Below are 25,934 nucleotides of genomic sequence, written 5' to 3'. Positions count from 1 at the left end.
AAAGAGGAACGTCATATGGAAAAGTATAAAGTGATTTTAGTTGATGATGAAATAGAAGCAATCCAGGCAATGGAACATAAGATGGACTGGGATGGACTGGGCTTTGAGGTGTCGGGCAGTGCAACCAATGGAGTGAAAGCCCTGGAACTGGTAGAAAATATACAGCCGGATGTTGTGATAACCGATATAAAAATGCCTTATATGAATGGCCTGGAACTGGCGCAGAAGTTAAATAATGATTATCCAAATATACATATTATTATTTTTACAGGATTTGATGAATTTGAATATGCCAAAGAGGCAGTACATCTGGAAATTGAAGAATATATGTTAAAGCCGGTAAATGCAGTTGAATTATCTGACTGCATGGAAAGATTGAAAGAGACTTTAAACAGGGAAAGAGAAGAAAAATTAAATGTTAAAAAACTGCAAAATTATTTCCAGGATGCACTTCCGGTGCTAAGGACGAATTTTTTTGTTTCGTTAATTGAAGGCAGGGTAAATGAGACAGAATATGAGAAATTTTTATCTGCCTATCAGATTCCACTGGAGGGACCCTATTATTGCAGCGTGGTATTTCATACTTCAGAGCACCATGTGCCGGAAGGAATGAATCCATTGTTGTTATCCATGTCTGTCGAGCATGAAATAAAGGAAAGGATTGCATCAGAACTCAACTGTCAGGAATTTATGTATCTTGGGAATACAGTTTTGATAGTATCGCTTGATTCAGAAGATAAGGCAACAGAACTGACAGATTTTTGCGATAGATTCTGCAGATGGGCGAACCGTGTGATTGGTGCAGTTGTAACGGCCGGTGTTGGAAGATATTGCGATAGTCTTTTGAATATCAGTAATTCTTATGAAGGTGCAAGAAAAGCAGTATCCTACCGGGTTCTTTATGGAACTGCAAGGGCTATAAATATTGCGGAAGTAGTTCCACGGGAGCAGACGGTAGCCGTACAGTCAGAAGATACGAAAATGCATGAGTTGTTTAAAACGATTTATCTTGGAAATGTAAAAGACATTGAGTCAGCAGTAGAGAGGGAAGTGGAAAAACTTCATAAAAGTGCTGCCACAGTAAATCAGTATCATTTATCAGTTATGGAGATGGTAGGTGCTTTTTACCGGTTCTGCGCCAATAATTTTATGGACTTTAATGATTTCTTTGAAGAAAAAGAAAATCTCTATGAAAAGGTGCCGGAACTGGATAAAGCAACTCTGATGAAGTGGATGAAAAAAGCAGCAGTGGCAATTAGTGAAAAGTTGAAAAGTGCAAGAAATAATACTTCAAGGCGGCTGATTACAGATGCAAAGAATGTTGTGGCAGAGCGTTATATGGAACCTGATTTTTCCCTGGATACGGTATGCTCAGTGCTTGGTGTATCCAATTCGTATTTTTCAACTATATTTAAAAAAGAAACCGGGAAATCCTTTATTACATATCTGACGGATTACCGGATGGATGTCGCAGTCAGGCTTATTGTAGAAACCAATGATAAAAGTTATGAAATTGGAGAAAAAGTAGGGTATCTGGACGCAAATTACTTCAGTTATGTGTTTAAAAAGAAATTTGGAGTATCTCCGTCAAAATACAGAAAATCACCAGAATAGGAACATGGAGAGGTATGGATCAGAAAAAAAACAGAAAGAAAAAGCACGAAAAAAGGAATACAATTCAAAATATGATGCAGAATATTTCAGCCTGGATGGATATACAGTCACTGCTTATGACAGTTCTTTCTGCCATGACCATTGTTACAACAATAGTTATGGGATTACTGATTTATAGCCGTTTTAAAATGTCAGTAAAAGAAACCGCAATTTCCAATGCAGAAAGCCGGATAGAGAGTACAGTGGATCAGGTAAATAATGAATTGCGGAATATGAGACAGATTTGTAATGCTGTTAATTATAATATCGTACAGGAATATGATATTTCTGACCAGGAATTCAGCAGGCAGTTCAGTCTGTTGTATGAAGTAAATAATGATAAGCTGCAGAGTATGGCCCTTTATGACAGTGATGGGAAAATTATTGCAGCAGAACCAGTAGCTACCAGAGAAAAGAATCAGAAAGTAACAGAGCAGGACTGGTATAAAAGCGCTATAGATGAGATAGAAAATATACATATATCAACACCCCATATACAGGATTTGTTTGAGAATGAGACATATCAATATAACTGGGTGGTGTCTTTAAGCAGTCTTGTGGATATGAATCATGGTGACACTCCGGATAGTGGAGTATTGCTGGTTGATATGAAGTATTCCATGATAGAAGAGGTTTTAGATAACCTGAATGAAGCAGCGGGAGAGACGTATTATTATTTATGTACAGATGATGGGGAAATTCTTTATCACCCAAGAAAAGCAGAAATAGACAGGGGATTTTTTACAGAAGATAGCAGTACGGCTGCCGGTTATGCAGATGGTACATATGAGATTTCTGTGAATGGGGAAAAAAGTAATATAGTTGTGAACAGTCTATCTTATACCGGATGGAAACTGGTAGGAGTTGTACCGGAGGGGGTACAGACGGCAAGCATTAATAAGTTCCGGTATTATATAATTGCCACGGCAATTATTCTTCTGATGATGCTTTTTGTTGTGAATAAAATTATGGCAAGAAAGATTTCGAAACCGATTTTGAAATTGGATGAATCCGTAAAGTCTTATGAAACAGGAGAAAAGACTGAAATATATATAGGGGGTGCTTCAGAGATAAGGCATCTGGCATATTCTGTCCAAAATTCATATAAGCAGATAGAACAATTGATGGAAGAAATTATCCGGCAGCAGAATAAGCGGAGAAAAAGTGAAATGGATGCACTGCAAAGCCAGATTAATCCACATTTTCTTTATAATACACTGGAATCCATCACCTGGATGGTAGAGGCAAATAAGAATGAAGAAGCTGTTTTTATGATTTCGGAACTGGCAAAACTGCTTCGCATCAGTCTTTCAAAAGGAAAGACAGTGATAAGGATTTCGGAAGAATTACAACATAGCAAAAGTTATATGAACATACAGCAGATTCGTTATAAAGACCGTTTTCAGGTGGAATTTCTGATTGATAAAAACGTAGAGGAATGCTGTACTGTAAAACTGGTAGTACAGCCATTGCTTGAAAATGCAATTTATTATGGAGTAGGAAATATGGATGAAGATGAGGGTGGCAAAATTATTGTCCGCGGTGAGCAGAAAGGGAATGATATTTTCCTGTCAGTAGAGGACAATGGAATGGGCATGAGCCAGGAAGTGGTTGATAATCTTCTGACAAATAGTGAAAAAGTTCCAAAGCATGGTTCGGGAGTTGGGCTTATCAATGTGCATACCAGAATACAACTGATGTTTGGCAAAGAATATGGATTAAAAATTTACAGTGAGCCGGATGAAGGAACAAAGGCTGTAATACATATCCCGGCAATTCCTTATTCAGAGGAAAAACGTGGAGAACTTGAAAATCAGAACAGAAAAAGAGAGAGGGTAGAAGATGAAAAAAAATAAGATTACCTTTATCCTCACAGAACTGATGCTTATTGTACTGGCTGCATTTTTTATAATCAGGATTTTTTCAGATAATGAGTCTATGAAAAGAGTTGCGGTTATTGTGGAAGATTCCGGAGATAAGAGATGGGATGCATTGCTGAATGGGTTAAAACAGTCTGCGGAAAATAATAATCTGCATCTGATCATTTGTAATACAGATTTAATTGAAAGCATGGAGGATGAAGAAGAACTGATTAATGAACAACTGCAGAATAATGTAGATGCATTTGTAATCTGTCCGGCTCCGGGAAAAGAAACAAAGACTATGCTAAACCGGCTGCAGGGGGAGAAACCGTTTATACTGATTAATGAGGATACCTACGCAGAAGAGCCATCTGGTTATGCAACGGTAAAACCGGATAATTATAAGATTGGTCAGATGCTTGCGGAGCGGTTAATACAGGATGATGAAGAACAACTGGAGAATAAAAAAATCGGTGTCATTCTTGGAAAGGCAGAGACAGAGGAAAATGTGAACAGAATTGCAGGGTTAAAAGATGGACTGGAGGGAAGTGGTTGTGAAATTTCCTGGGAGTACAATTATGCCAGGGGAAACCAGAACACCAGTGAGATTATTGCATCTAAGAAACAGGTAGATTATCTGGTAATACTGGACAATTGGGCATTAGAAGAAGTGGGTGAGGCTGCAGAAGAAAATAAGTATCACGGTGCAAAGATTTATGGAGTTGGAAGCAGTGAAAAAGCAATTGTGTTATTAGATAATCAGAATATAGAATGTCTTGTCGTACCAGATGATTATGAGACGGGGTATAAGAGTATGAATGAGATTGCAAAAAAGCTAAGGCATTCCTTTTACAAAATGAACAGTTGTGAAACAGAAGTCAGAATAATCAATAAAGAAGATTTGTATTCAAAAGATCTGGAAAGGTTTTTGTATTCATATGAGTAGAACAAGAAGAAGGACAATGGCGGTTACGGTAACACTGATAATACTGATACTGGTGCTGCCCGGATGCAATCAGAAGACAAAGCGGATAGAAAATACACTGAGGGTGAGTGTAGTTACCTATACGCATGATGACCCGTTTATCAACGCCACGGTGGATGAACTGAAGGAAGAGTTAAAGAAGCGGGAAACAGAAGAACGGAAGATTATAACATCTGTCAGAAGTGCAGATAATGATCAGAAAGCCCAGAATGAAATTGTCGAAGAAATGATAGATGCCGGGTGTGATATTTTATGTGTAAATCTGGTTGACCGGACGGATCCGACAACCGTTATCAGACTGGCAAGACAGAATGATATCCCTGTCATTTTCTTTAACAGAGAACCGGTTCCGGAGGATTTGTCGCAGTGGAATCAACTATACTATGTAGGATGTGAGGCAAAACAGTCCGGCGAGATGCAGGGAGAAATTGCAGCAGATTACATAAAGAATCATCCTGAGGTTGACAGGAATCAGGATGGGAGAATTCAGTATATTTTACTGGAGGGAGAGGCTGGACATCAGGATGCCATCAGCCGTACAGACAGTTCGGTAAAGACACTGATAGAACAGGGAATCAATCTGGAAAAACTGAGCTACCTGTTTGCAGACTGGAACAGGGGACAGGCGGAAAATAGAATGAATCAGATTATCAGTCAGTATGGGACCGAAGTGGAGATGGTTATTTCCAACAATGATGAAATGGCATTAGGGGCAATTGAAGCTTATAAAGATGCCGGTTATAACCGGCAGGAGTGGCCGATTATATTTGGTATTGACGGATTGGAAGATGCATTAGAGGCAATACAGAATGGAACCATGCAGGGAACCGTATATAATGACAAGGAAGACCAGGCTGGAGAAATGGCAAGGCTTGCAGTGGACATTTATGATGGAAAGAATCAGGAAGTACAAAGCCTGCAGGAAGAAAAATACTATGTATCCCAGTATCGTAAAGTTGACATCAGTAATGTTGAAGATTTTATAAAATAGTGACGAAGAGGAAATATTATGCAGGAAGATTCAAAGTGGCTGAATGATTTTTATCAGGAAGTTAATGCTGGAAAAAGAATGGAACTATGGCAGAAGCACGGGTGTACGGAACAAGCAGAAGGAGATACTTTCCGGGAGCAGCTTTTATATGCTCGATATGGAAAGAAGAAAAAGAAAGAGGATACCTTTATTGGTTATCTGATGCAGATGAAATATCTTTCGGAAAGTACCGGAGTAGATTTTTCGGGACAGCGGAAGAAACAGGCAGTTGAAATCATAAATGGGTTATATCTTCTGGATGCAGAGAACCGAAGCCGGGTGGAACAGGAGATACTTCAGGCAGAATTAAAGAATACGTTTCTTACATTTATGGATGTGAGTAAAAAGGGAAGAGGTTTCACCTCTTTCGTATTTGGAATGGGACAGCTGTCAGAGGAAGGAATTGCTAAAAAAATAGCAGAGCAGATAAGTGCAATTGCATTTACAATGCCACATAAATTTCATATGGACAGGGAATTTGCAGTTTTGCAGAAAGCTGCGTTGGAAGCATTCCGGCAGCAATACCCTGAGCGGGAGCATTTTCTGATGAAATAGCAACAGACTTCTGTTGGACAATAGAGGCAAGGGCTATTTCTTGTTCAAAAAGTGTCGAAAATTGCGGGAAATCGTAAGAATATATCATATAAAAACATGAAAATTTGACAATTTTATTAAGAAATAATATTATTAACGAATAGACAAATATGAGATATTATTTGTTGAAATTGAAAAAAGGTAGCTTATGAATATAAGTAAAGGGTGGTGCTTGAAATGAGTCTGGTTTTTACCAATGACAACTGTATTGGGTGTAACAAATGTATTCGCGTGTGTCCTTGTCCGGGGGCATGTGTGGCAGTAACAGAAGAAGATGGAACAGAGCGGATTCAGGTAGATCCGGCAAGGTGTATTGGCTGTGGTGCATGTATGGATGCCTGCAAGCATGGTGCAAGAGAGTTTGAAGATGATACGGAGCAATTCTTTGCAGACCTTGCAAAAGGTGAGAAAATATCCATACTATTAGCTCCGGCGTTCAAGGCAAACTATCCTGAAGATTATGAGAGGGTATTGGGAGGATTAAAGAATCTTGGAGTGAACCGTATAATCAGTGTATCTTTCGGTGCAGACATTACAACCTGGGGATATCTTAATTATGTAAAGAAATACAACTTTACCGGTGGGATTTCCCAGCCATGTCCGGCAATTGTGGGATATATTGAACACTACTTACCGGAGCTTCTTCCAAAGTTATTCCCGGTACACAGTCCGATGATGTGCAGCGCAATTTATGCAAAGCAGGAGATGGGAATTACAGATAAACTGGCATTTATCAGTCCGTGTGTTGCAAAATGGTCAGAGATTCATAACCCGGATACAGAAGGCTATGTATCGTATAATGTGACATTTGACCATTTGATGAAATATGTAAGAGAACATAATATATCAGGCACATTTGCCAGTGATGAAATTGAATATGGACTTGGTTCCATCTATCCGATGCCGGGTGGCTTGAAGGAAAATGTATACTGGTTCTTAGGGGACGATGTATATATACGCCAGATAGAAGGAGAGAAACACACATATCGTTATTTAGAGGAGCATAAGGAAGAAATTGCAAAGGGCATGAATAAAGAATTATTCATTGACGCATTAAACTGTGGAATGGGTTGTATTTACGGAACCGGTGTTGAAGAGGAAATTGCAGGAACAGATAAAGCTTTATATAATATCCATCAGATACAGGAGAACTGTAAGAAGAATACGAAGAACAGTGCATGGTCAAGGAAACTGACTCCGGCACAGCGGCTTGCAAAATTAAATAAGCAGTTCTCAAAATTAAAACTGGAGAATTATCTTAGAAAATATACAGACTGCTCCGAAGAGTGTAATTATAAACTTCCGTCTACAGAGGAACTGAATCAGATTTATGATGAGATGGGCAAGAAGACTAAGGAAGCAAGATGCATTGACTGTGAATGCTGTGGCTATGAAAGCTGTGAAAAGATGGCATTGGCTATTTATAATGGCTTCAATAAGAAGGAAAATTGTATTCATTTTGTAAAGGATACCGTAGAGGAAGAGAAGAAGAGAGCATTAGAACTTGCTGATGAAATCAAGGCAGAAAAAGATGCAGTGGAGAAACAGCAGGAGAATATTAAAACAACGGTGGAGACAGTCAATGACTTGTTTGTATCACTCTATGATTCTGTGGATGATATGGTGAATGGAAACGAAAGTAATGCGACGGAATGCAGTGCAGTATCAGAGGAAATTGGTAATGTGTCTGAATTCTGTGAGAAGCTGACTGGCAGAATGCAGGAGATTGATATGCTGTTGGAATCTATGGCAGAGAATAATCAGGAAGTAGTCTCCATTGCTGCACAGACTAACCTTCTGGCATTGAATGCCAATATCGAAGCAGCCCGTGCAGGAGAGGCGGGAAGAGGTTTTGCAGTAGTTGCAGATGAGATAAATAAACTGGCCATGAATTCCAAGGATACGGCATCCCGGAGTACAGAGAGCCAGGCAAAGGTAAAAGAATCCATTGTGGAGATTATCAAAGATGCAGATGAGCTGGCAAATGTTGTAAATGATACCGGTAACCGGATTCAGAATCTTGCCGCAGCAACGGAGGAGATTGCAGCATCGTCCAATGTGATTTTAAGTGCCGCAAATAGTGTAAAGAGCACACTGGAACAATTATAAAAATGGTTTACAGAATCGCAGATGAGAAATCATCCGGTTGCATTCTAACCTCACTGACTCAGGTAGTTACCGCACTGATTGGTGGAGTGTATGCATTTATTATTGCGGCAGCATTAAGAAAGACTTCATTAGGCAAGCAGGATTAGTAGAATACGAACAGAATAAAAATAAAAATGGAATCCCCCGGAGCAGGCGGTTAATAATAACCCAAATCTGTTTCGGGGGATTTTTGGTTATGCGATAATTGGAAAAACTTGCAAAGCGTGTTTCTCGTAGTTGCCGGGTACCCGTAAAAAGCTGCCGGCAGCTATTGGTGCGGGTTTTGTAGATTGAAATTCTGCCCCAAAAAGCCGGGTGAGATAAATTTCTCATATTTTGAAACGGATGTAGACTGCACAGAATCTATCGTTTTCCTTATAGTGTTTTTATAATACGAAGAAAGGAAGGATAGATTTATGAAAATGAAACGTGCTTTAAAATGTATTGGTGCAGTGGCACTGGCAGCATCCCTGATGATGGTTCCGTCCATGATTCCGGTGCAGGCATCAAATGGACCATGCATGGAAGGAGAGTTTGCATTTGCCAATATTCAATTGAATGATACGGTTGTATTTTCCACCAATGAGAAAAATACAGTGGACGGAGCGTCTTATGACCAGGCAAGCAATACGCTGACCTTAACCAATTATGACCATCCGGATGTTGCACTTTATACCAACATGATGGGAGACGATTTTAAATTGAATCTGGTAGGCAGTAATAAGCTGCAGAATCTTGGAATCTGGCATGGCGGCTGGGGCGGCTCCCTGACAATCTGCGGTTCCGGAAGCCTTACTGTCAATGAAAACAGAAAGAATCCGGATGGTATTGAATTATTTGCAGAAGGCGGCAAGTCGCTGCTGACGGTTTCCGGGGACAGTACAGTAACGGTATATCGTGGAACTGACGGATGTCCGTTTGGTTCATCCTGGAATTATACGTCATCACCGATTGTAGCAAAGGGACAGGTTAATGACATGAAGATGCAGGCAGAGCATCCTTTTGAAATGATTCAGGTATATGGTGGTTATTTTGGAACTGATATCAGTCCGGTCCAGAGTGATGTGTATACAAAAACCGGAGAAGAAGGCCGGTTTGTTATAACAGAAGTAACCGATATGTCCGGAAATAAGACCTACCGGATTGAAAAATTGCAGGAATGCACTACGCTGGGTGCAGAGGTAGCAATAACTGTAGAAGATAAGCTTACGGATATTTCGGCATATACAGCAAATGGAGAGATAGCAGCTTATTATTCCACTACGATGGCAAGTGGAGGAAGTGATGCCTGTCTGGTAAAGAAACAGGATACGGGAGACACCTTTATTTATAGAGGAACCTATTATGAGGCTGGTAATTCTTACCGGATTCTTTGTCCGATTCTTATGAGTTATACGGATTATAATACACAGGAAACCAGATATCTTATGGACGCAGCACATCCGGTTATGAAAGAGCTTGTAGAAAACATGGCGCTTGCGGAAGATACCTTACCGGCTGGTTATGAATTTGAAGGAAAAGAAGTAGAGAATGTTTACAATGTATATTCCGGGGCGGATGTGATTTCCTTTACACCGAAGCAGGTTGTAGTGAATGGCGTAGTGGATGTAACAGATGGAGATACCGCTATTTCCGACAATGGATTCCGGCAGATATTGGCAGAGAATCAGACAAAGGACATTGTTATCAAATCCAATGATGAGCTTTCCTTTACCTTTGGAAAAGGAACCATGTCAGCCGTTGATAATGTTTCCAGCTATGATTTTGGAGTAAAGATTGTAAAAGATTACAGTGAGCTGGGCACGCTTCCAAATGCAGTAAATAAGAATATTTTCATTGAACAGATTAAGTATAATTATTCCGGTCAGCTTCCGGCAGAAGCACAGATTCGTATTTTTGTGGGAACCAGGTATGCCGGAAAGACATTATATTACAGCCGGTTATTTGACAATGGAACGATTTTAAATATTGATGCGGGAGTAGTAGATTCAGAAGGATATCTGACCGTAAAACAGAATCATTGCTCTACTTATCTTATTACCACAGAAAAGCTGGCAGATACGGCTGCCACAGGAAATGGTGGTACAACATCCGGAAATGGCGGTACAACTTCCGGAAGTGACAGTACAGCTTCCGGTGGTGCGGCTGGAACAGCAGCAAATGCATCAACAACAGCAAATAGCCAGCCAACCGTAAAGACATCCGGTAAACCAAAGACAGGTGATAATTCTGCAATTGCAGTTTGTATGACATTGATTGCAGCAGGTTGTGGAGGAATGTTTGTTTTCAGAAGAAAGAAAGCAACTGAAAATGAATAATCAGAAATAAAAAAGAATAATCAGAATGGAATAAACAGAACAGAATAATTAGAACAACCAGAACAGAAAGGACAGGCACGGATAAAGAGCCTGTCCTTTCTGCTGCCAAAAGAATTGTACAATCATCTTATTTGCCGTATAATAAAAAATAATATAGTAGAAAGAAGCGATAATATGCGCATACAACTTGCAGCTACCATTCGTAAATATGATAAGAAAAATTTTTCAAAGGATATTCTGGCCGGTATTATTATTATGGCAGTTTCCATTCCGATAGCTATGGGCTATGCACAGATTGCAGGACTTCCGGCAGTCTATGGTCTGTATGGTTCCATTTTCCCAATTCTGATATTTGCACTGTGTTCGACTTCACCACAGTTTATTTTTGGCGTAGATGCGGCACCGGCAGCCTTAATCGGTTCGGCACTGGTGGGACTTGGTATTGAGAGTGGAAGCAGTGAAGCAATTGCAGCAGTGCCGGTACTTACTTTCTTTGTGGCAGTCTGGTTATTGGCGTTTTATTTTATGAAAGCAGGAAAACTGGTGAACTATATTTCGGCACCGGTTATGGGTGGATTTATTACCGGAATCTGCACCACGATTATTCTGATGCAGGTACCAAAGTTAATGGGCGGTACCGCCGGCGTTGGAGAACTCATTGAGCTGGTGGAGCATATCGGGCAGACGAAGGTGAATCTGCCATCACTGATTTTAGGCGGCATTTCCCTTCTGATACTTCTTGTATCAAAGAAAGTAATGCCGAAATTTCCAATGGCAGTGCTTTTAATGGCAGCAGGAGCAGCAATGACAAAATTTTTTCCGGTGAGGGAATGGGGAATCCAGACGCTGTCTGCAGTAGAACCGGGACTTCCACAGTTTGTGATTCCGGATATCCGCATGCTTCCGATGAAAGAGGTAGTAACTATCAGCCTTTCGGTGGCAGTGGTCATTATGGCAGAAACGCTTCTGGCAGAAAATAATTTCGCACAGAAGAATGGATATCGAATGAATGATAATCAGGAAATTTTTGCATTCTCCATGGGAAATTTCCTGGCAGCATTTACAGGCTGCTGTCCTATTAATGGCTCTGTTTCAAGAACTGCAATGGGAGAACAGTATCAGAGTAAGACACAGCTGACCGGAATCATAGCCGGTTTATCCATGCTGGTATTGCTGCTTTGCGGAACCGGATTTATCGGCTATCTTCCGATTCCGATGCTGACGGCAATTGTAATTTCTGCATTACTTGGGGCAACGGAATTTGAGCTTGCTGCAAGATTGTTGAAGGTCAGCCGTACAGAATTCTTCATTTTCTTAGGAGCATTCTTTGGCGTGCTGATGCTTGGAACCATCAATGGCGTTTTGATTGGCATTATACTTTCCTTTACTGAGATGATTATCCGTACTGCCAAGCCATCAAGATGTTTTCTTGGAATCCAGCCGGGACATCGCCATTTCCGGGATTTAAAAGAAAGTCATCAGATACATGCGATAGAAGGCGTTCTGATATACCGGTTCAGCAGTAATCTCTTTTTTGCTAATGTGCAGATGTTAAAGCGGGACATTGAAGACAATATAAAAGAGGATACGAAGGCAGTCATTTTAGATGCCAGTGCTATCGGCTCCATGGACATTACAGCGGCGGATCAGTTGGAAATGCTGTATCAGGGTCTTAAGAAACGTGGTATCTGTTTTTATATTACAGAACATATTGCAGATTTGAATGAACAGATGCGAAAGCTTGGTCTGGGACACATCATAGAAGAGGGCAGCGCAAGAAGAACAATACATATTGCTTTAAAGGATATGGGTTATGAACGTCCTTATCCGCTGGAGGGCGGTGTAGACAATAAACAGCGCAGTGCCTCAAGAAAGAGGGCGGATAACCGGGTGCAGGAATTTGTCTGGGCATTTGGTTCGGAAACTGAAGATGCTATAGAGCGGCAGATTGTGGCACAGATAGAACAGCTGAAAAAGACAGGAGATGTGGAAAAGCTGTTACATGGAAGCTGGTCCCATATGGAAGAACTGGACGAAGATGAGTGGCTGGAGCATTTAGAGGAGCATTTGAAAGAGATTGTTAATATTTCCGGTAAAGATGAAAGAACGCTGGCTATGCGGTTAGAGGAACATCGACGGGAAGTACATGAGCGTATTGCAAAGGAACATCCGGAACTGGCAGAGCGCTTTAAAGAACGCCGGCATGCGTTAGACGAACATCTGAAGGAACGGAGACCGGAGGTTTATGCACTGGTAGAGGACTTAAGGAAAAAACGGACTTCAGGAAAGATTTAATTAGGCAGAGACATCTTGCTTTTTCGACAAAATTTGCAGGAACCAGTCTGATAATCTGAAACAGATTGGAAGGTATTATGCGGGATGAAAAAGGAAAAGCAGGAAAAAAGGGTTTTTACGGTATTGATTGTATGTATTGTGGTTATGGCTTTGATATTTGGCTGGATGTCAAAAGACCTTGGGGGTTCAAATCAATACATTGATAAGAACAGCAAACAGAGTTTATCTGAACTGATGGAACAGATGGAGCGTGCTTACCGGAACCGTCTGGAGATTACTTATGAACAGATAGATTCTATTGAAAAATATATGTTCGGGGATGGGGAAAGGGAAGCAGAACTGAAAGATTACCAGAACTATTTTGACTCTATGGAAAGTAATATGGTGCGGGATATTGTCTTTGTCAATGATGAAGGTGAATATCTGTGCATGCGTGGACTGAATGGCAGAATACAGATGCAGGATGGATTGTCAGAATTATTTGGTGAGAATAAAGGAATTGCCCAGTACTGTACCTGGAAGGATGGAGAGGAAATCTTTATAATTGCAAAATCAGTAGATTCTTTTTTGGTCAATGGGGAAGAATATGAAGCAATTGCATTTCTATTCCGGCCACAGATTATTAACGATCTTTTTGTAACGTCTGCTTATAACGGACAGGCTAATATCTATGTCATGGATGAAAACGGAGAAGTGGCATATGCAAGCATTAATAATGAGCCGGGTGAAGTAACCATAAATTATAATCTGTTTGATAGTTACCATGAACAAAAGATTATGAATAAGAAAGATTATGAAAAAGTGAAGTCGGACTATGCAGAACGCAGCTCCGGGTGTATAACCCTGGAACGTGAAAATGAGTCCGACTATTTTTCGTATCGTGCATTAAAAGGAACACAGTATATGATAGCCTGTGAAGTGGACATTACGATTGTGCAGAATGTACTGGCAGATTATCAGATTATGATGCTGCATATCTGGCTGACAGTGACCTGCATTATCATTGCAATGTTAGCAGCACTGGGTATTAGTATTCTATGGATTTATAATGAAAAGAATAAGGTAGCTTACGCGAGACGAAATGCAATGCAGCAGGCAGAAGCAGCAGAGAAGCTGGAAGAAGTCAATACTGCATTGGAAGAGACGGTGCTGTTTGCAAATACGGCAAAAGCAGAGGCAGAGCGTGCCAATGAAGCGAAAAGTGTATTTTTATCCAATATGAGCCATGATATGCGGACTCCTTTAAATGCGGTTATGGGACTGGCTACACTGATTTCAAGAGATGCTGAAAATTCGGATTGTGTCCGGGAATATGCAAGAAAACTGACTTATTCAGGGGAACATCTGCTTGGACTCATTAATGATGTCCTTGATATGTCGAAGATTGAGGCCGGTAAAACGGTCCTTAATATTATGAACACGAATATTGCTGAACTGGTGGAAGAACTGGATATGATTATCCGTTCACAGACCAGAGAGAAGGGGCAGGAATTCATGATTCATGTACATCGGATAGAAACAGAAGAAGTGGAAGCAGATAAATTACGTCTGAAGCAGATACTGCTGAACATTTTATCCAATGCAGTAAAATATACCCCAAAGGGCGGTAAGATAGTATTTGATATTACAGAAGTACCAAAGAAAAAGGGAAACTTTGCACAGTATCAGTTCCGGATCAGTGATAATGGACAGGGGATGGGTGAAGAGTATCTTAAGAATCTTTTTGACCCATTCAGCCGGGAAGTGCAAAGCACTGTTAATCCGGTTTCCGGAACGGGTCTTGGAATGCCAATTGCCAAGAGCCTGGTGGAGTTAATGGGTGGAAGCATTCATGTGAAGAGTAAGCTTGGAAAAGGAACTACTTTTGAGGTGATTTTGAATTTCCGGAAAATAAAGTACCAGGAGAAGGTTAACTGGTGGAAACTGCAGAAGATAAGCCAGGTACTGGTGGTTGATGATGAGAGTGAATCAAGAAGATATATTATGGATACGCTGCATCCGTTTGGGATTGATGTGCAGACAGCAGATTCCGGCAAAATGGCGGTTCATATGGCAGAACAGGCTGTGGAAGCCGGAAAAACAAAGACCTGGGATGTTGTAATTATAGACTGGAAGATGCCGGGAATGGATGGCGTTGCAACGGCAGAAAAATTGCATCAGATTCTGGGAGAGAAAACAGTATTACTGCTTTTTGCCTATGATTGTAAGGAGATAGAAGAAGCAGCGGGTTATGCTGGAATTCAAAGTATTTTAAGCAAGCCGTTTTTTGTGACAAATTTTAAACGGTGCATCGAACAGGCAAGAAAAGAGCAGCAATTGCAGGGAAAAGGACAAGCAACAGAAAAAGAGAAAATGACATTAAAAGGAATGCGTTTTCTGATAGCAGATGATAATGATTTAAATGCAGAAATATTGGAAGAACTGTTAAAAATGGAAGGTGCAGACTGTGACCGGGCAGTAAATGGCAAGGAAGCAGTAGAAATGTTTGCAAGAGCGGAGGAAGGACGATATAATATTATTTTAATGGACATTAAGATGCCTGTTATGAACGGCTATGATGCAACGAAAGAAATCCGGAGACTTAAGAAGAAGGAAGCAGCGAAAATACCGATTTTTGCCATGACTGCCAATGCCTTTGCGGAAGATATCCGGACCTGTATGGAAGCAGGGATGGATGCACACATTGCCAAACCGGTGGATCTGGATTTATTGGAAGAAAACATCCGGATTTATATGCAGGCAAAAGCATAACAAAAGAAGAAGGGAACAGAAGAATGGGTATTTTTAAGAAACGTCTGACTGTAAATGAAGCAATCAATGCAGCGCATACTTCGGAAAATGCAATTATAATTGACTGCCGGGCAAAGGAAGATTACCAGAAAGGACATGTGGCAGGAACAAAGAATATTCCGCTGGACAAGATAACGGAAGACCGTATTTTGCGGAGATTCCCGGATAAGGAAAAATCTTTTTATATTATAGGAAGTTACAGCTACCGGTCCGAAAAGGCGGTAAAAGCATTTAAGAAATTAGGCTATAAGAATGCCATTTTCGGCGGTTATATGGAGGAACACCACGGAATTCTGGTGAAGTAAGCTTAATGATTAAAATTGTATAAAGTCTATAAAGAATAAGAAAAATGCAGAAAATGTTTGTGAAAAAACAGGAAATTTCTGCATTTTTTTAATACCAAAATATACAAATTGACGCAAGTGTACAAATTGCATAAAAAAACAACCAAAAAACTGGCAAAAATTGCAGAAGAATATGGAATATTTACACGAAAAAACGGCAAATGGTCAGACCTATTTTCACGGGAAGAAAACGGTTGCGTTTGCATTTTTTTCTTGTTAGAATTTTAACGATTTAAAAATGCCTTAGAGCAGCAGAAGGAAGTGAGACAGATGGATGCTCTGGTAAATAGCCTGATGGAAGAATTGAACTGTGAAACGGTATTTACAATTCCGATTTTCGGAGGCATTCCCATTTATGAATCCGTAGTAGTAACCTGGATTATCATGGCAGTAGTTATTGTGCTGTGCATACTCTTGACCAGGAACTTAAGTGTGGAACATCCGGGACGCAGACAGATTATTCTGGAAACGGCTGTAAACGGGTTGAATAACTTCTTCCGGGATACCATAGGCGAGAATGGAAAGCAGTATATTCCTTATCTTATGACGGTGGCAATCTATATTGGAATTGCCAACTTAATCGGTCTGCTGGGATTTAAACCACCGACCAAGGATATGAATGTTACCGCAGCATTGTCCCTGATGAGTATCATATTGATTGAGATGGCGGGTATCCGCAGGAAAGGAACAAAGGGCTGGCTTAAGAGTTTTGCAGAGCCGATGCCGGTAGTACTTCCAATCAATATTCTGGAGGTCTTTATCAAACCATTGTCGCTGTGTATGCGACTTTTTGGAAATGTATTAGGTTCATTTGTCATTATGGAATTGCTGAAAATGGTAGTACCGGCAATTCTGCCAGCAGTATTTAGCTGTTATTTTGACATTTTTGACGGATTGATTCAGGCATATGTATTCGTATTTCTGACCGCATTGTTCGTCAAAGAAGCAACCGAATAGGGAAGAAAAAGCAAAAAGAGAAACAAAAAAGTAGAAAAGAAAAGGAGTGCATATTATGTCATCAACATTATTAGTAGCAATCGGAGCAGGTATCGCAGTATTAACAGGTATTGGAGCAGGACTTGGAATTGGAAAAGCAACATCATCCGCAGTAGATGCAATTGCAAGACAGCCGGAAGCAGAGAGCAAAATCAGCAAATCACTTCTTCTTGGATGTGCATTGGCAGAGGCAACTGCTATTTACGGATTCGTTATCGCATTGTTAATCATCCTCTTCTTAAAATAATAAAGAAAGATTATAGAAAGGCAGGTACGGGAAATGCTTAGCATTAATTTTTGGAATATCTTATGGACCGTTGTAAATCTGCTGGTATTATATGTAGTCTTTCGTAAATTTCTTTATCAGAGAGTCATGAATGTGATTGAGGCAAGAGAAGAAATGGTAAAGAAGCAGTTCGACGATGCAAAGAAAAGCGAAGAAGATGCCAGAAAATTAAAGGCAGATTATGAAGAACGCTTATCGGATGCAAGAACGGAGGCAGACCAGATTATTATTGATGCCAGAGCAAGAGCAGAAGAAGAGCATGCACGCTCGGTAGAGAAGACCCGGGAAGAGACTGAGCATATGTTAGAAAAAGCCAAGGAAGATATTGCAAACGAGCAGGAAAAGGCACAGCAGGCAGCTCAGGCTGAGATTGCCAAACTGGCAGTCATCGCTGCACGGAAAATTATGAAAACAGGTGATGCTCATGACACAGGAAGCAGTAAATAACGCAAAGGTATTGTATCGGCTGGGTGCCACAAGACAGGAAGCAGATACCCTTCGTAAGCTGTATGAGCTTACACCGGAACTGCTTAAGGTTCTTACAAGCCCGGTAATTTCCATACATAAGAAAGATGCCATAATAGAGAAAGTATATCAGAATGCAGGATTATCCAAAGTGCTTGTAAATTATACCAAAGTGATGTGCAGACTGGGTTATATCGAAGAAATCAGCGATATACTGGAAGCATTTTATCTCTATTGGGACAGACAGAATCATATCCTGCGTGCAGAACTGACCTGTGCAGGTACACCAAAGCCACAGGAAGAAGCAGAGGCAAGAAAGATTCTTACGGAAAAATATCCGGACTGTGAGATTGTTCTGACAGAAAAAGAAGATGAGAGTCTTCTGGGCGGATATGTCATCAAGGTTCATCATAAAGAATATGACAGAAGCTATGAAGGCCGCTTACGTCAGTTGGAAAGAAAATTAACAGGGAGGTGAAGCCTGTGGGCGCAATTAGTGCTGCAGACATAATCTCGATTATCCAAAGCGAGATAGAAGAATTTGACTGGGATGAATCCAGTCGTGAAACCGGTTCCGTAATCTGGGTCGGTGACGGAATTGCAACCATTTACGGAATCGACCATGCAATGTATGGCGAAATCGTAGTATTTGATAATGGTGTAAAAGGAATGGTACAGGATATCAGACAGAATGAAATTGGTGTTATTTTATTCGGCCGCGATACCGGAATCAAAGAAGGAACCAAAGTAGTTCGTACAAAGAAGAAGGCTGGAATCCCGGTAGGGGAAGGCTTTGTTGGAAGAATCATTAATGCATTAGGTGAGCCGATTGATGGAAAGGGCGAGATTAAGGAAGATGATTATCGTCCAATCGAAGAGGAAGCACCGGGCATTGTAGAACGTAAATCAGTAAATACACCAATGGAAACAGGAATCTTGTCCATTGACTCCATGTTCCCAATTGGTAGAGGACAGCGAGAGTTAATTATCGGAGACCGTCAGACCGGAAAGACCTCCATTGCGACAGATACCATCATTAACCAGAAAGGCAAAGGAGTAATCTGTATCTATGTTGCCATCGGCCAGAAGGCGTCCAGTGTAGCAAAAATCGTATCTACACTGACCAAGCATGATGCAATGGATTATTCCATTGTGGTTTCCTCAACTGCAAGTGATCCGGCATCCATGCAGTACATCGCACCATATGCAGGAACTGCAATGGCAGAGTACTTTATGCATCAGGGAAAAGATGTGTTAATCGTATATGATGATTTATCCAAACATGCGGTAGCATATCGTGCAATTTCTCTGCTGTTAGAGCGTTCTCCAGGACGTGAAGCTTATCCTGGTGACGTATTCTACTTACATTCCAGATTGTTAGAGCGTTCCAGCCGTTTAAGTGATGAATTGGGCGGAGGTTCCATTACCGCACTGCCAATCATTGAGACACAGGCAGGAGACGTATCTGCATATATTCCGACCAACGTCATTTCCATTACAGACGGACAGATTTTCTTAGAGAGTAACCTTTTCTTCTCAGGTATGCGTCCGGCAGTCAATGTCGGTTTGTCCGTATCCCGTGTCGGTGGTGCAGCACAGACCAAGGCAATGAAGAAAGCATCCGGAAGTATCCGAATTGATCTGGCACAGTATCGTGAGATGGAAGTATTTACACAGTTCGCATCTGACCTTGATGATATGACCAAGGCACAGTTACAGCATGGAAAAGCACTGATGGAGCTTTTAAAACAGCCGCTTTGCAATCCGCTTTCCCTGCATGAGCAGGTAGAGACACTGTGTATGGCAAACCATGGTGTATTTGATAAAGTAGAAACAAAGAATGTAAAACAGTATCAGAATGAGATTCTTGAATATATGGATTTGAAGCATCCGGAAATCGGCAGGGAAATCGAAGAAACCAAAGTGCTTTCCGATGAACTGACCGATAAGATTGTTGCGGTTGCAAAAGAATTCGAAGACAGTAGAAATCAATAGGAATGAGCAGGTGTTGTTATGGCAAATGCAAAGGAAATTCAGGATCGGATGAAGAGTATCAATGATACATTGAAGATTACCAATGCAATGTATATGATTTCTTCTTCGAAGCTGAAGAAATCAAAGAAAATGCTTTCTGACACAGAACCTTATTTCTTTACCTTGCAGTCGGAAATGAGCAGAATCTTAAGACATCTTCCGGATATTGAGGACATTTATTTTAAGACCAACGAAGAGAAAAAGCCGGAAGAACGGATGGTAGGTTATATTGTTATTACGGCAGATAAGGGTCTGGCAGGCTCCTATAACCATAATGTATTAAAGCTTGCAGAGGAGCATTTGAAAGCACATAAAAATAACAAACTGTTTGTATTAGGTGAGTTAGGCCGTCACTATTTTGAACAGCGTGGAATTGAGATTGATAAGCAGTTCCACTATACCGTACAGAATCCGACACTGAACCGTGCAAGAAATATTGCAGAGGAACTTCTGGAACTGTACCGGAAAGAAGAGTTAGATGAAGTCTATATCATCTATACCAGCATGGTCAATGCGATTCAGGAGGAGACACAGATCAGACAGCTGCTCCCACTGAAGAAAGCAAGTTTTAACGTGAAACTGCCTGCAGATATTCCGATGGAGGAACTGGCATTGAAACCATCTCCGGAGGCGGTGATGGATCGAATTGTACCGGATTATGTAGTTGGTTTCATCTATGGAGCGTTAGTTGAGTCTTATTCCTGCGAGCAGAACGCAAGAATGATGGCAATGGAGGCAGCAACCAAAAGTGCCAGAGATATGCTCCATGAACTTGATATCTTATATAATCGTGCAAGACAGGCAGCAATTACCCAGGAAATAACCGAGGTCATTGCAGGAGCGAAGGCTCAGAAACGGAAAAAGAGGCAGTGATAAGGAGGCTTTTTCATGAAGACAGGAAAAATTATACAGGTGTTAGGTCCGGTAGTGGATGTCTCATTTGAAGACGAAGAATTGCCGGCAATCAAAGACGCCCTTGAAGTGAAAAACGGCGATAAGAAGTGCATCATGGAAGTGGCACAGCATATCGGAAATCATACGGTACGTTGTATTATGTTAGCTTCCAGCGAAGGACTTTGCCGTGATATGGAAGTAACCGCTACAGGAAGCGGAATTAAAACTCCTGTCGGAGAGCAGACATTGGGAAGACTGTTCAACGTATTAGGAGAAGCAATCGATGGTGGCGAACCATTGAAGGATGCACCGGAATGGGTCATCCATCGTGAACCGCCGGCATTTGAAGACCAGAATCCGGCAGAGGAAATCTTAGAGACCGGTATTAAAGTTATCGACCTTTTAGCACCATATGCAAAAGGTGGTAAGATTGGATTGTTCGGTGGAGCCGGAGTAGGTAAAACCGTATTGATTCAGGAGTTAATCAGTAACATCGCAACAGAGCATGGCGGATATTCTATTTTCACCGGTGTTGGAGAGCGTTCCCGTGAGGGTAATGACCTCTGGACAGAAATGAAAGAATCCGGTGTATTAGAGAAGACAGCCTTAGTGTTCGGTCAGATGAACGAGCCACCTGGAGCACGTATGCGTGTGGCTGAGACCGGACTTACCATGGCAGAATATTTCCGTGATGAGAAACACCAGAACGTGCTTCTTTTCATTGACAATATTTTCCGTTTTACACAGGCAGGTTCTGAGGTATCTGCATTGTTAGGACGTATGCCTTCCGCAGTAGGATATCAGCCGACACTGGCAACTGAAATGGGTGAATTGCAGGAGCGTATTGCATCTACAAAGAATGGTTCGGTTACATCCGTTCAGGCAGTCTATGTACCGGCAGACGATTTAACTGACCCGGCACCGGCTACTACTTTCGCGCATCTGGATGCGACCACCGTACTTTCCAGAAAGATTGTAGAGCAGGGTATTTATCCGGCAGTAGACCCGCTGGAATCTACATCCCGTATCTTAGAGGCAGACATCGTTGGAGAAGAACATTATCAGGTAGCCCGGAAAGTACAGGAGATTCTGCAGAAATACAAAGAGTTACAGGATATCATCGCAATTCTTGGTATGGAAGAGCTGGCAGATGAGGATAAGTTACTGGTATATCGAGCAAGAAAGATTCAGAAATTCTTATCACAGCCGTTCCATGTAGCTGAGAACTTTACCGGCGTCAAGGGTGTTTACGTTCCGTTATCTGAAACCATTCGTGGATTCAAGGCAATCATTGATGGTGATATGGATCAGTATCCGGAAAATGCATTTTTCAACGTAGGAACAGTAGAAGATGTCATCCGTAAAGCAGAAGAGATGGAACACCAGAATGCATAGCATATGCTGTGCAGGAATACGCCTGGTGACATCTTTCGAATAAAGAGGTGCAGATATGGCAGGAAATACATTTTATTTAAAAATAATTGCAGCGAACCGGGTATTCTATGCCGGCAGATGCCGTTCACTGATTGTTCCGGAATATGATGGACAGAAAGAGATTCTGGCACATCATGAGGATATGGTTATTGCCATAGATGAAGGTGAAATGCGTTTTCAGCCGGAAGGAACTGCAAATTGGGAATATGCAGTAGTTGGTATGGGCTTCGTGGAAATCGTCAACAACCGTGTGACGCTTCTGGTAGAAACCGCAGAGCGTCCGGAAGAGATTGACGTTGCCCGTGCCAGAGAAGCAAAAGAACGTGCCGAGGAGCAGATGCGGCAGAAGCAGAGCATCCAGGAATACTATCATTCCAGAGCATCCTTATCCCGTGCCCTGACCCGACTGAAGGCAACCAGCAAGTACCAGTAAGCAACAGGAAAGTTGTGGTATGCTGTGATAGTGTTATAAATGAAGATATAATATAGATAGAACCGGAAATAGAATTAGAACTAGAAATAAGATTATAGCAGGAAACCCGCAGATTATCTGTTTGAAAACAGGTGGTCTGCGGGCTTCTTGAGTTGCCGGTGGCAGGTTCTATAGGTATCAAATATTTATGTAATATAAAAGTTATTTCATGAGTGCAGTAACGTCCTCTAAAGGAAGATTACAAAGTTCTGCTATTTCCTTCGCATCAAACTTTCCTGTTTTTAATAGACGAAGGGCGGTATCGGTAGAAGCCTGTTTCTGACCAAGGTTAATACCCTGCTCAACACCGGCGTCAAATTCAGCTTTTCTCAGTTTTTTCTCTTCTTCAACTTTATCATATTCAAAAATACTCATAGCAATTACCTCCGCCTGATTCTTCTTAAGAAAATCTGCCAGAATATTTTCCTGAATGCATTCGGTGACAGCCTTTTGTACGGCATCATCCAAAGGCATCTGTTCTGCAAAGGAACGAACCTTTGCAACATAAATGGAATATTCCTTTAATATCTGGCAATGGGACATTAACTCGGTGTTGTGTCCTGCGTTTACATTGAATGTAGTAACAATAAGTTCCAACGATGGATTGTCGGTTGCATGATAAAAAGCATCTGACAAACGGCTGGTATAGCAATCATCTATCGGTGTGCTTCCATTATAAAATACAATAAAATGGGGATTTGGAATTTTTTGTAGTGCAGAAGAATACAGGGATTTCTTATCCACCAGCTTCTGGTATTCCGCTGCGATGTAGAATAAATCCCGAAGCGGAATATTTGGATTCATTGTGGACTGATGCTCGTATAGATAGAGATTCATGTCCAGAATAAAAGCCAGATCGTTCTTCATTCCCATGTAAATGGCATTTTCCAGGGTTACAATTTCGAGGGCACCGGAATCCGTGTAATGACTGTTATTAATTGCATTGTAAAGGGATAATAGTGCTTCCTTATCCGAAAACAGCATCCGGAAAACAGTGTCCTTAAATTTGCGGTTCGCCACCGGTGTGCGTTTCGTTGTTTCATTTGCTTCATGTGCTTTTCCTGTCATAGGCAAGTCCTCCTTGTGTGTGGCAGGAGGATAAGCAGCAATAGAAAATAAATATCATATCCAGTGGAAAAAGATTACCTGCTATCGAATAATGGCAGTTATTTCCATACTGTATCGCTCCTGCTTTTTAGTTAAATAGTGAATCAAAAGCATAGATAGATACAGAAATGCTGGGTTCTAAACAGAACCGGATTTGAACTATAGAAAGTGCCATATAGATTGTATAATATATGCTTTTTCACATTTTAACATAGGAAGAGGGCAGGAGCAAGACAGAAAAATTATTCCGCGTCTATTTCCGCCTTGATTTCATCTTCGGTTGCCGCCATTGCCTGTAAAGTCATGGTAAGCAGTTTCTCTAAATCCCAGCCAAGCTGAGCGGCACCGCGCTCGATGACCTCGCGGGAACATCCGGCAGCAAAGCCTTTGCTTTTATATTTCTTCTTTAAGGATTTTAATTCCATATCTTTCGTGCTTTTGGACGGACGCATCAGTGCAGCAGCCCAGATAAGACCGGTTAATTCGTCTGCAGCAAATAAGACCTTTTCCATTTCGTGAAGCGGTTCCACATCAATGGTTGTGCCACATTCTACGGTAATGCCGTAGCCGTGGGAGCAGACCGCATGAATAATGTCATCCGAAACGCCGCCATCCTTTAACAATTCCGGAGCCTTAAGACAATGCTCGGCAGGATATAATTCGAAGTCGATATCGTGAAGCAGTCCCACGATACCCCAGTATTCAGCATCCTCGCCATAGCCTAATTCATTGGCATACCATTTCATAACAGCTTCAACCGTAAGCGCATGCTGAATATGAAAAGGGTCTTTGTTATATTTTTTCAGTAATGCAAAAGCATCATTTCTTGCAATGTGTTCCATTTTTTCGACCTTCTTTCTTTTGTCAGTTCAGTAAAAATATACACCGGATAAAATAAATGTGCAAATCAAATTTGTGTGGAAAAAGGGCATTTTTTTGCATATAGCATCATTATCCAAAGAACTGCTACAGGGATTGTTAAGAGGAAGGCTTGGTTTCAACGGAATGATTACTACAGATGCCATCAGTGCCAGCGGAAAACCGGCAGTGGGAGACCACCAATCGGATATGATGCACCATGGTTTGCCCATGAGATTCCGACCATGTTTATCTCCATTGCAAATCCGTATCATATGCAGGATGTGCCGATGATAGAGACCTTTATCAATGCATATACAGCCAATGAATTTAACGTTGAAATGCTGGTAAAGAAAATAAATGGCGAGTCATCCTTTAAGGGAAAGAATCCGGTAGACCCGTTCTGCTATCAGCGACAGACAAGAACCATATAAAAGTACAGGGATAAGAGGAAAAAGATGAAAGCCTTGAAATTATACTGGAACGATATGAAGGAAAGGAACCTTGAAGAGAACCAAAAAGAAATCCTTTTACTGGTACAAGAAAGTAATCGAAAGCAACGGAGAAATTCTAAGATAAACGGCTGTTATTATCTTAAAAAATATTGCATATTTACGAAAAAATAGGAAAAAAAGTAAAAAACCCCCTTGTTCTATCGGAAAACCTGTTTTATAATAGAGGGAAAAATGAACAGGCAATACGGAGGAAGAAGTAGAAATGAGCAAGAAACTAATTATCGTAACATCACCGCCAGCTTGCGGAAAGACATATATTTCAAAAGAACTGGCAAAGAGATTAAATCATATTGTATATCTGGATAAGGATACTTTAATTACATTATCGAAACAGATTTTTGTAGTGGCTGGACAGCCATATAATAGAAGCAGTGATTTCTTTGAGAAGAACATTCGTGATTACGAATATGAATGTGTCGTAAATCTGGCACTGGAGGCATTAGAGTATGAGGATCTGGTTCTTATCAATGCACCATTTACAAGAGAAATTCGTGATATGGAATATATCAAAGGTCTGAAAGCCCAGCTGGCAAAGAAAGATGCTACATTAGTAACAATCTGGGTACAGACAGATCCGGAAATCGTTCATGAGAGAATGATTACCAGAGCGTCTGATCGTGATGACTGGAAGTTAGAGCACTGGGATGAATATATTGCATCCTGTAACTTTGAGATTCCGGAAGATCTGCATGATCCGAATGTAAAAGATGATTTACTGATTTTCAATAACAATAATGATGAAGAGTTTGAAAAGTCCATGAAAGAGATTACTGGAATCTTAAATGAGACTATCAATCAGGACTAATTACATAGTTTAAAAGTGCCCCCCCGGCAAAATGCTTCTTATGGGAAGA

The 25,934-nt window shown here is 41.0% G+C and carries 23 protein-coding genes and 1 pseudogene; 22 read left to right on the top strand and 2 right to left on the bottom strand.

The window, feature by feature from the left end; genetic code table 11:
• Positions 1-15: 15 nt before the first annotated feature.
• The 19 genes from DWY37_RS08230 to atpC all read left to right on the top strand — a co-directional run bounded on the left by DWY37_RS08230 (position 16) and on the right by atpC (position 22,561).
• The gene (locus DWY37_RS08230; protein WP_117841665.1) at positions 16-1,614 is read left to right on the top strand and encodes a response regulator; all 1,599 of its coding nucleotides are present in this window, start codon (positions 16-18) and stop codon (positions 1,612-1,614) included.
• 14 nt (positions 1,615-1,628) lie between these two features.
• A complete protein-coding gene (locus DWY37_RS08225; protein WP_330417583.1) occupies positions 1,629-3,509 on the top strand; it encodes a cache domain-containing sensor histidine kinase in 1,881 nt (626 codons plus the stop codon).
• Positions 3,496-4,461: a substrate-binding domain-containing protein gene (locus DWY37_RS08220; protein WP_117698236.1), complete on the top strand. Its 966-nt coding sequence runs from the start codon at positions 3,496-3,498 to the stop codon at positions 4,459-4,461. Before DWY37_RS08225 ends, DWY37_RS08220 begins: the two co-directional genes overlap by 14 nt.
• Before the next feature lie 16 nt (positions 4,462-4,477).
• Entirely contained in the window at positions 4,478-5,491 is a 1,014-nt protein-coding gene (locus tag DWY37_RS08215; protein WP_304466322.1) for a galactose ABC transporter substrate-binding protein, read from the top strand.
• Between the two features lie 18 nt (positions 5,492-5,509).
• A complete protein-coding gene (locus DWY37_RS08210) occupies positions 5,510-6,085 on the top strand; it encodes a DUF6553 family protein (RefSeq protein WP_117698234.1) in 576 nt (191 codons plus the stop codon).
• 216 nt (positions 6,086-6,301) lie between these two features.
• Positions 6,302-8,233 carry a [Fe-Fe] hydrogenase large subunit C-terminal domain-containing protein gene (locus DWY37_RS08205; protein ID WP_117698233.1) on the top strand — a complete coding sequence of 644 codons (1,932 nt, stop codon included), beginning with the start codon at positions 6,302-6,304 and terminating at the stop codon, positions 8,231-8,233.
• Between the two features lie 2 nt (positions 8,234-8,235).
• Positions 8,236-8,379, top strand: coding sequence for a hypothetical protein (locus tag DWY37_RS15805; protein ID WP_158575680.1), 144 nt, complete (start codon positions 8,236-8,238; stop codon positions 8,377-8,379).
• A 309-nt stretch (positions 8,380-8,688) separates the two neighbouring features.
• On the top strand, positions 8,689-10,590 hold the full coding sequence (locus tag DWY37_RS08200) for an NPXTG-anchored protein (protein WP_118541790.1): 1,902 nt from the start codon (positions 8,689-8,691) through the stop codon (positions 10,588-10,590).
• Between the two features lie 174 nt (positions 10,591-10,764).
• Positions 10,765-12,885: a SulP family inorganic anion transporter gene (locus DWY37_RS08195; RefSeq protein WP_118544466.1), complete on the top strand. Its 2,121-nt coding sequence runs from the start codon at positions 10,765-10,767 to the stop codon at positions 12,883-12,885.
• Between the two features lie 84 nt (positions 12,886-12,969).
• Entirely contained in the window at positions 12,970-15,636 is a 2,667-nt protein-coding gene (locus DWY37_RS08190; RefSeq protein ID WP_118541786.1) for a hybrid sensor histidine kinase/response regulator, read from the top strand.
• A gap of 23 nt (positions 15,637-15,659) precedes the next feature.
• Positions 15,660-15,980 carry a rhodanese-like domain-containing protein gene (locus tag DWY37_RS08185; RefSeq protein ID WP_022243517.1) on the top strand — a complete coding sequence of 107 codons (321 nt, stop codon included), beginning with the start codon at positions 15,660-15,662 and terminating at the stop codon, positions 15,978-15,980.
• Between the two features lie 309 nt (positions 15,981-16,289).
• Positions 16,290-16,976, top strand: coding sequence for a F0F1 ATP synthase subunit A (locus DWY37_RS08180; RefSeq protein WP_117698228.1), 687 nt, complete (start codon positions 16,290-16,292; stop codon positions 16,974-16,976).
• 55 nt (positions 16,977-17,031) lie between these two features.
• On the top strand, positions 17,032-17,262 hold the full coding sequence (gene atpE / locus DWY37_RS08175; protein WP_012743658.1) for an ATP synthase F0 subunit C: 231 nt from the start codon (positions 17,032-17,034) through the stop codon (positions 17,260-17,262).
• A gap of 33 nt (positions 17,263-17,295) precedes the next feature.
• On the top strand, positions 17,296-17,748 hold the full coding sequence (gene atpF, locus DWY37_RS08170; protein ID WP_117841553.1) for a F0F1 ATP synthase subunit B: 453 nt from the start codon (positions 17,296-17,298) through the stop codon (positions 17,746-17,748).
• Complete coding sequence (gene atpH, locus DWY37_RS08165; RefSeq protein WP_117699300.1) at positions 17,726-18,244, top strand: ATP synthase F1 subunit delta; 519 nt, start codon at positions 17,726-17,728, stop codon at positions 18,242-18,244. The genes atpF and atpH overlap by 23 nt, the downstream gene beginning before the upstream one ends.
• Before the next feature lie 5 nt (positions 18,245-18,249).
• The gene (gene atpA / locus DWY37_RS08160) at positions 18,250-19,761 is read left to right on the top strand and encodes a F0F1 ATP synthase subunit alpha (protein WP_118544467.1); all 1,512 of its coding nucleotides are present in this window, start codon (positions 18,250-18,252) and stop codon (positions 19,759-19,761) included.
• An 18-nt stretch (positions 19,762-19,779) separates the two neighbouring features.
• Positions 19,780-20,673 carry an ATP synthase F1 subunit gamma gene (gene atpG / locus DWY37_RS08155; RefSeq protein WP_118540792.1) on the top strand — a complete coding sequence of 298 codons (894 nt, stop codon included), beginning with the start codon at positions 19,780-19,782 and terminating at the stop codon, positions 20,671-20,673.
• A gap of 15 nt (positions 20,674-20,688) precedes the next feature.
• Positions 20,689-22,089: a F0F1 ATP synthase subunit beta gene (gene atpD, locus DWY37_RS08150; RefSeq protein ID WP_022243511.1), complete on the top strand. Its 1,401-nt coding sequence runs from the start codon at positions 20,689-20,691 to the stop codon at positions 22,087-22,089.
• A gap of 55 nt (positions 22,090-22,144) precedes the next feature.
• Positions 22,145-22,561, top strand: coding sequence for an ATP synthase F1 subunit epsilon (gene atpC / locus DWY37_RS08145; RefSeq protein WP_117699298.1), 417 nt, complete (start codon positions 22,145-22,147; stop codon positions 22,559-22,561).
• 201 nt (positions 22,562-22,762) lie between these two features.
• Here the strand turns inward: atpC and DWY37_RS08140 are convergent, their stop codons facing one another.
• Positions 22,763-23,668 carry a hypothetical protein gene (locus DWY37_RS08140; RefSeq protein ID WP_118540794.1) on the bottom strand — a complete coding sequence of 302 codons (906 nt, stop codon included), beginning with the start codon at positions 23,666-23,668 and terminating at the stop codon, positions 22,763-22,765.
• Between the two features lie 281 nt (positions 23,669-23,949).
• On the bottom strand, positions 23,950-24,549 hold the full coding sequence (locus tag DWY37_RS08135) for an HD domain-containing protein (RefSeq protein ID WP_117697829.1): 600 nt from the start codon (positions 24,547-24,549) through the stop codon (positions 23,950-23,952).
• Positions 24,550-24,624: 75 nt separating this feature from the next.
• Here DWY37_RS08135 and DWY37_RS16115 point away from each other — a divergent pair, with 75 nt between their 5' ends.
• The 3 genes and pseudogenes from DWY37_RS16115 (at position 24,625) to DWY37_RS08120 (ending at position 25,885) form a co-directional block, all read left to right on the top strand.
• The gene (locus tag DWY37_RS16115; protein ID WP_243092099.1) at positions 24,625-24,999 is read left to right on the top strand and encodes a hypothetical protein; all 375 of its coding nucleotides are present in this window, start codon (positions 24,625-24,627) and stop codon (positions 24,997-24,999) included.
• Between the two features lie 61 nt (positions 25,000-25,060).
• Positions 25,061-25,144: pseudogene (locus DWY37_RS15965) on the top strand (beta-glucosidase); the annotation flags it as partial.
• Between the two features lie 138 nt (positions 25,145-25,282).
• Positions 25,283-25,885 carry an AAA family ATPase gene (locus DWY37_RS08120; protein ID WP_117697827.1) on the top strand — a complete coding sequence of 201 codons (603 nt, stop codon included), beginning with the start codon at positions 25,283-25,285 and terminating at the stop codon, positions 25,883-25,885.
• Positions 25,886-25,934: the final 49 nt, after the last annotated feature.

This window comes from Roseburia sp. AF25-13LB, assembly GCF_003478915.1.
Classification (GTDB): domain Bacteria; phylum Bacillota; class Clostridia; order Lachnospirales; family Lachnospiraceae; genus Roseburia_C; species Roseburia_C amylophila.
Note: the sequence above shows the minus strand (reverse complement) of the source record. Positions and strands in the feature narration are given on the sequence as shown.

Excerpts from the sequence above, each read along its gene's own strand:
- DWY37_RS15805 (WP_158575680.1), top strand. The coding sequence starts at position 8,236 with ATGGTTTACAGAATCGCAGATGAGAAATCATCCGGTTGCATTCTAACC.
- DWY37_RS08220 (WP_117698236.1), top strand. The coding sequence starts at position 3,496 with ATGAAAAAAAATAAGATTACCTTTATCCTCACAGAACTGATGCTTATT.
- DWY37_RS08225 (WP_330417583.1), top strand. The coding sequence starts at position 1,629 with ATGGATCAGAAAAAAAACAGAAAGAAAAAGCACGAAAAAAGGAATACA.
- atpC (WP_117699298.1), top strand. The coding sequence starts at position 22,145 with ATGGCAGGAAATACATTTTATTTAAAAATAATTGCAGCGAACCGGGTA.
- DWY37_RS08180 (WP_117698228.1), top strand. The coding sequence starts at position 16,290 with ATGGATGCTCTGGTAAATAGCCTGATGGAAGAATTGAACTGTGAAACG.
- DWY37_RS08120 (WP_117697827.1), top strand. The coding sequence starts at position 25,283 with ATGAGCAAGAAACTAATTATCGTAACATCACCGCCAGCTTGCGGAAAG.
- DWY37_RS08210 (WP_117698234.1), top strand. The coding sequence starts at position 5,510 with ATGCAGGAAGATTCAAAGTGGCTGAATGATTTTTATCAGGAAGTTAAT.
- atpF (WP_117841553.1), top strand. The coding sequence starts at position 17,296 with ATGCTTAGCATTAATTTTTGGAATATCTTATGGACCGTTGTAAATCTG.
- DWY37_RS08205 (WP_117698233.1), top strand. The coding sequence starts at position 6,302 with ATGAGTCTGGTTTTTACCAATGACAACTGTATTGGGTGTAACAAATGT.
- atpG (WP_118540792.1), top strand. The coding sequence starts at position 19,780 with ATGGCAAATGCAAAGGAAATTCAGGATCGGATGAAGAGTATCAATGAT.
- DWY37_RS08215 (WP_304466322.1), top strand. The coding sequence starts at position 4,478 with ATGGCGGTTACGGTAACACTGATAATACTGATACTGGTGCTGCCCGGA.
- DWY37_RS08200 (WP_118541790.1), top strand. The coding sequence starts at position 8,689 with ATGAAAATGAAACGTGCTTTAAAATGTATTGGTGCAGTGGCACTGGCA.
- DWY37_RS08135 (WP_117697829.1), bottom strand. The coding sequence starts at position 24,549 with ATGGAACACATTGCAAGAAATGATGCTTTTGCATTACTGAAAAAATAT.
- DWY37_RS08185 (WP_022243517.1), top strand. The coding sequence starts at position 15,660 with ATGGGTATTTTTAAGAAACGTCTGACTGTAAATGAAGCAATCAATGCA.
- DWY37_RS08230 (WP_117841665.1), top strand. The coding sequence starts at position 16 with ATGGAAAAGTATAAAGTGATTTTAGTTGATGATGAAATAGAAGCAATC.
- DWY37_RS08190 (WP_118541786.1), top strand. The coding sequence starts at position 12,970 with ATGAAAAAGGAAAAGCAGGAAAAAAGGGTTTTTACGGTATTGATTGTA.
- DWY37_RS08140 (WP_118540794.1), bottom strand. The coding sequence starts at position 23,668 with ATGACAGGAAAAGCACATGAAGCAAATGAAACAACGAAACGCACACCG.
- atpD (WP_022243511.1), top strand. The coding sequence starts at position 20,689 with ATGAAGACAGGAAAAATTATACAGGTGTTAGGTCCGGTAGTGGATGTC.
- atpE (WP_012743658.1), top strand. The coding sequence starts at position 17,032 with ATGTCATCAACATTATTAGTAGCAATCGGAGCAGGTATCGCAGTATTA.
- atpH (WP_117699300.1), top strand. The coding sequence starts at position 17,726 with ATGACACAGGAAGCAGTAAATAACGCAAAGGTATTGTATCGGCTGGGT.
- DWY37_RS08195 (WP_118544466.1), top strand. The coding sequence starts at position 10,765 with ATGCGCATACAACTTGCAGCTACCATTCGTAAATATGATAAGAAAAAT.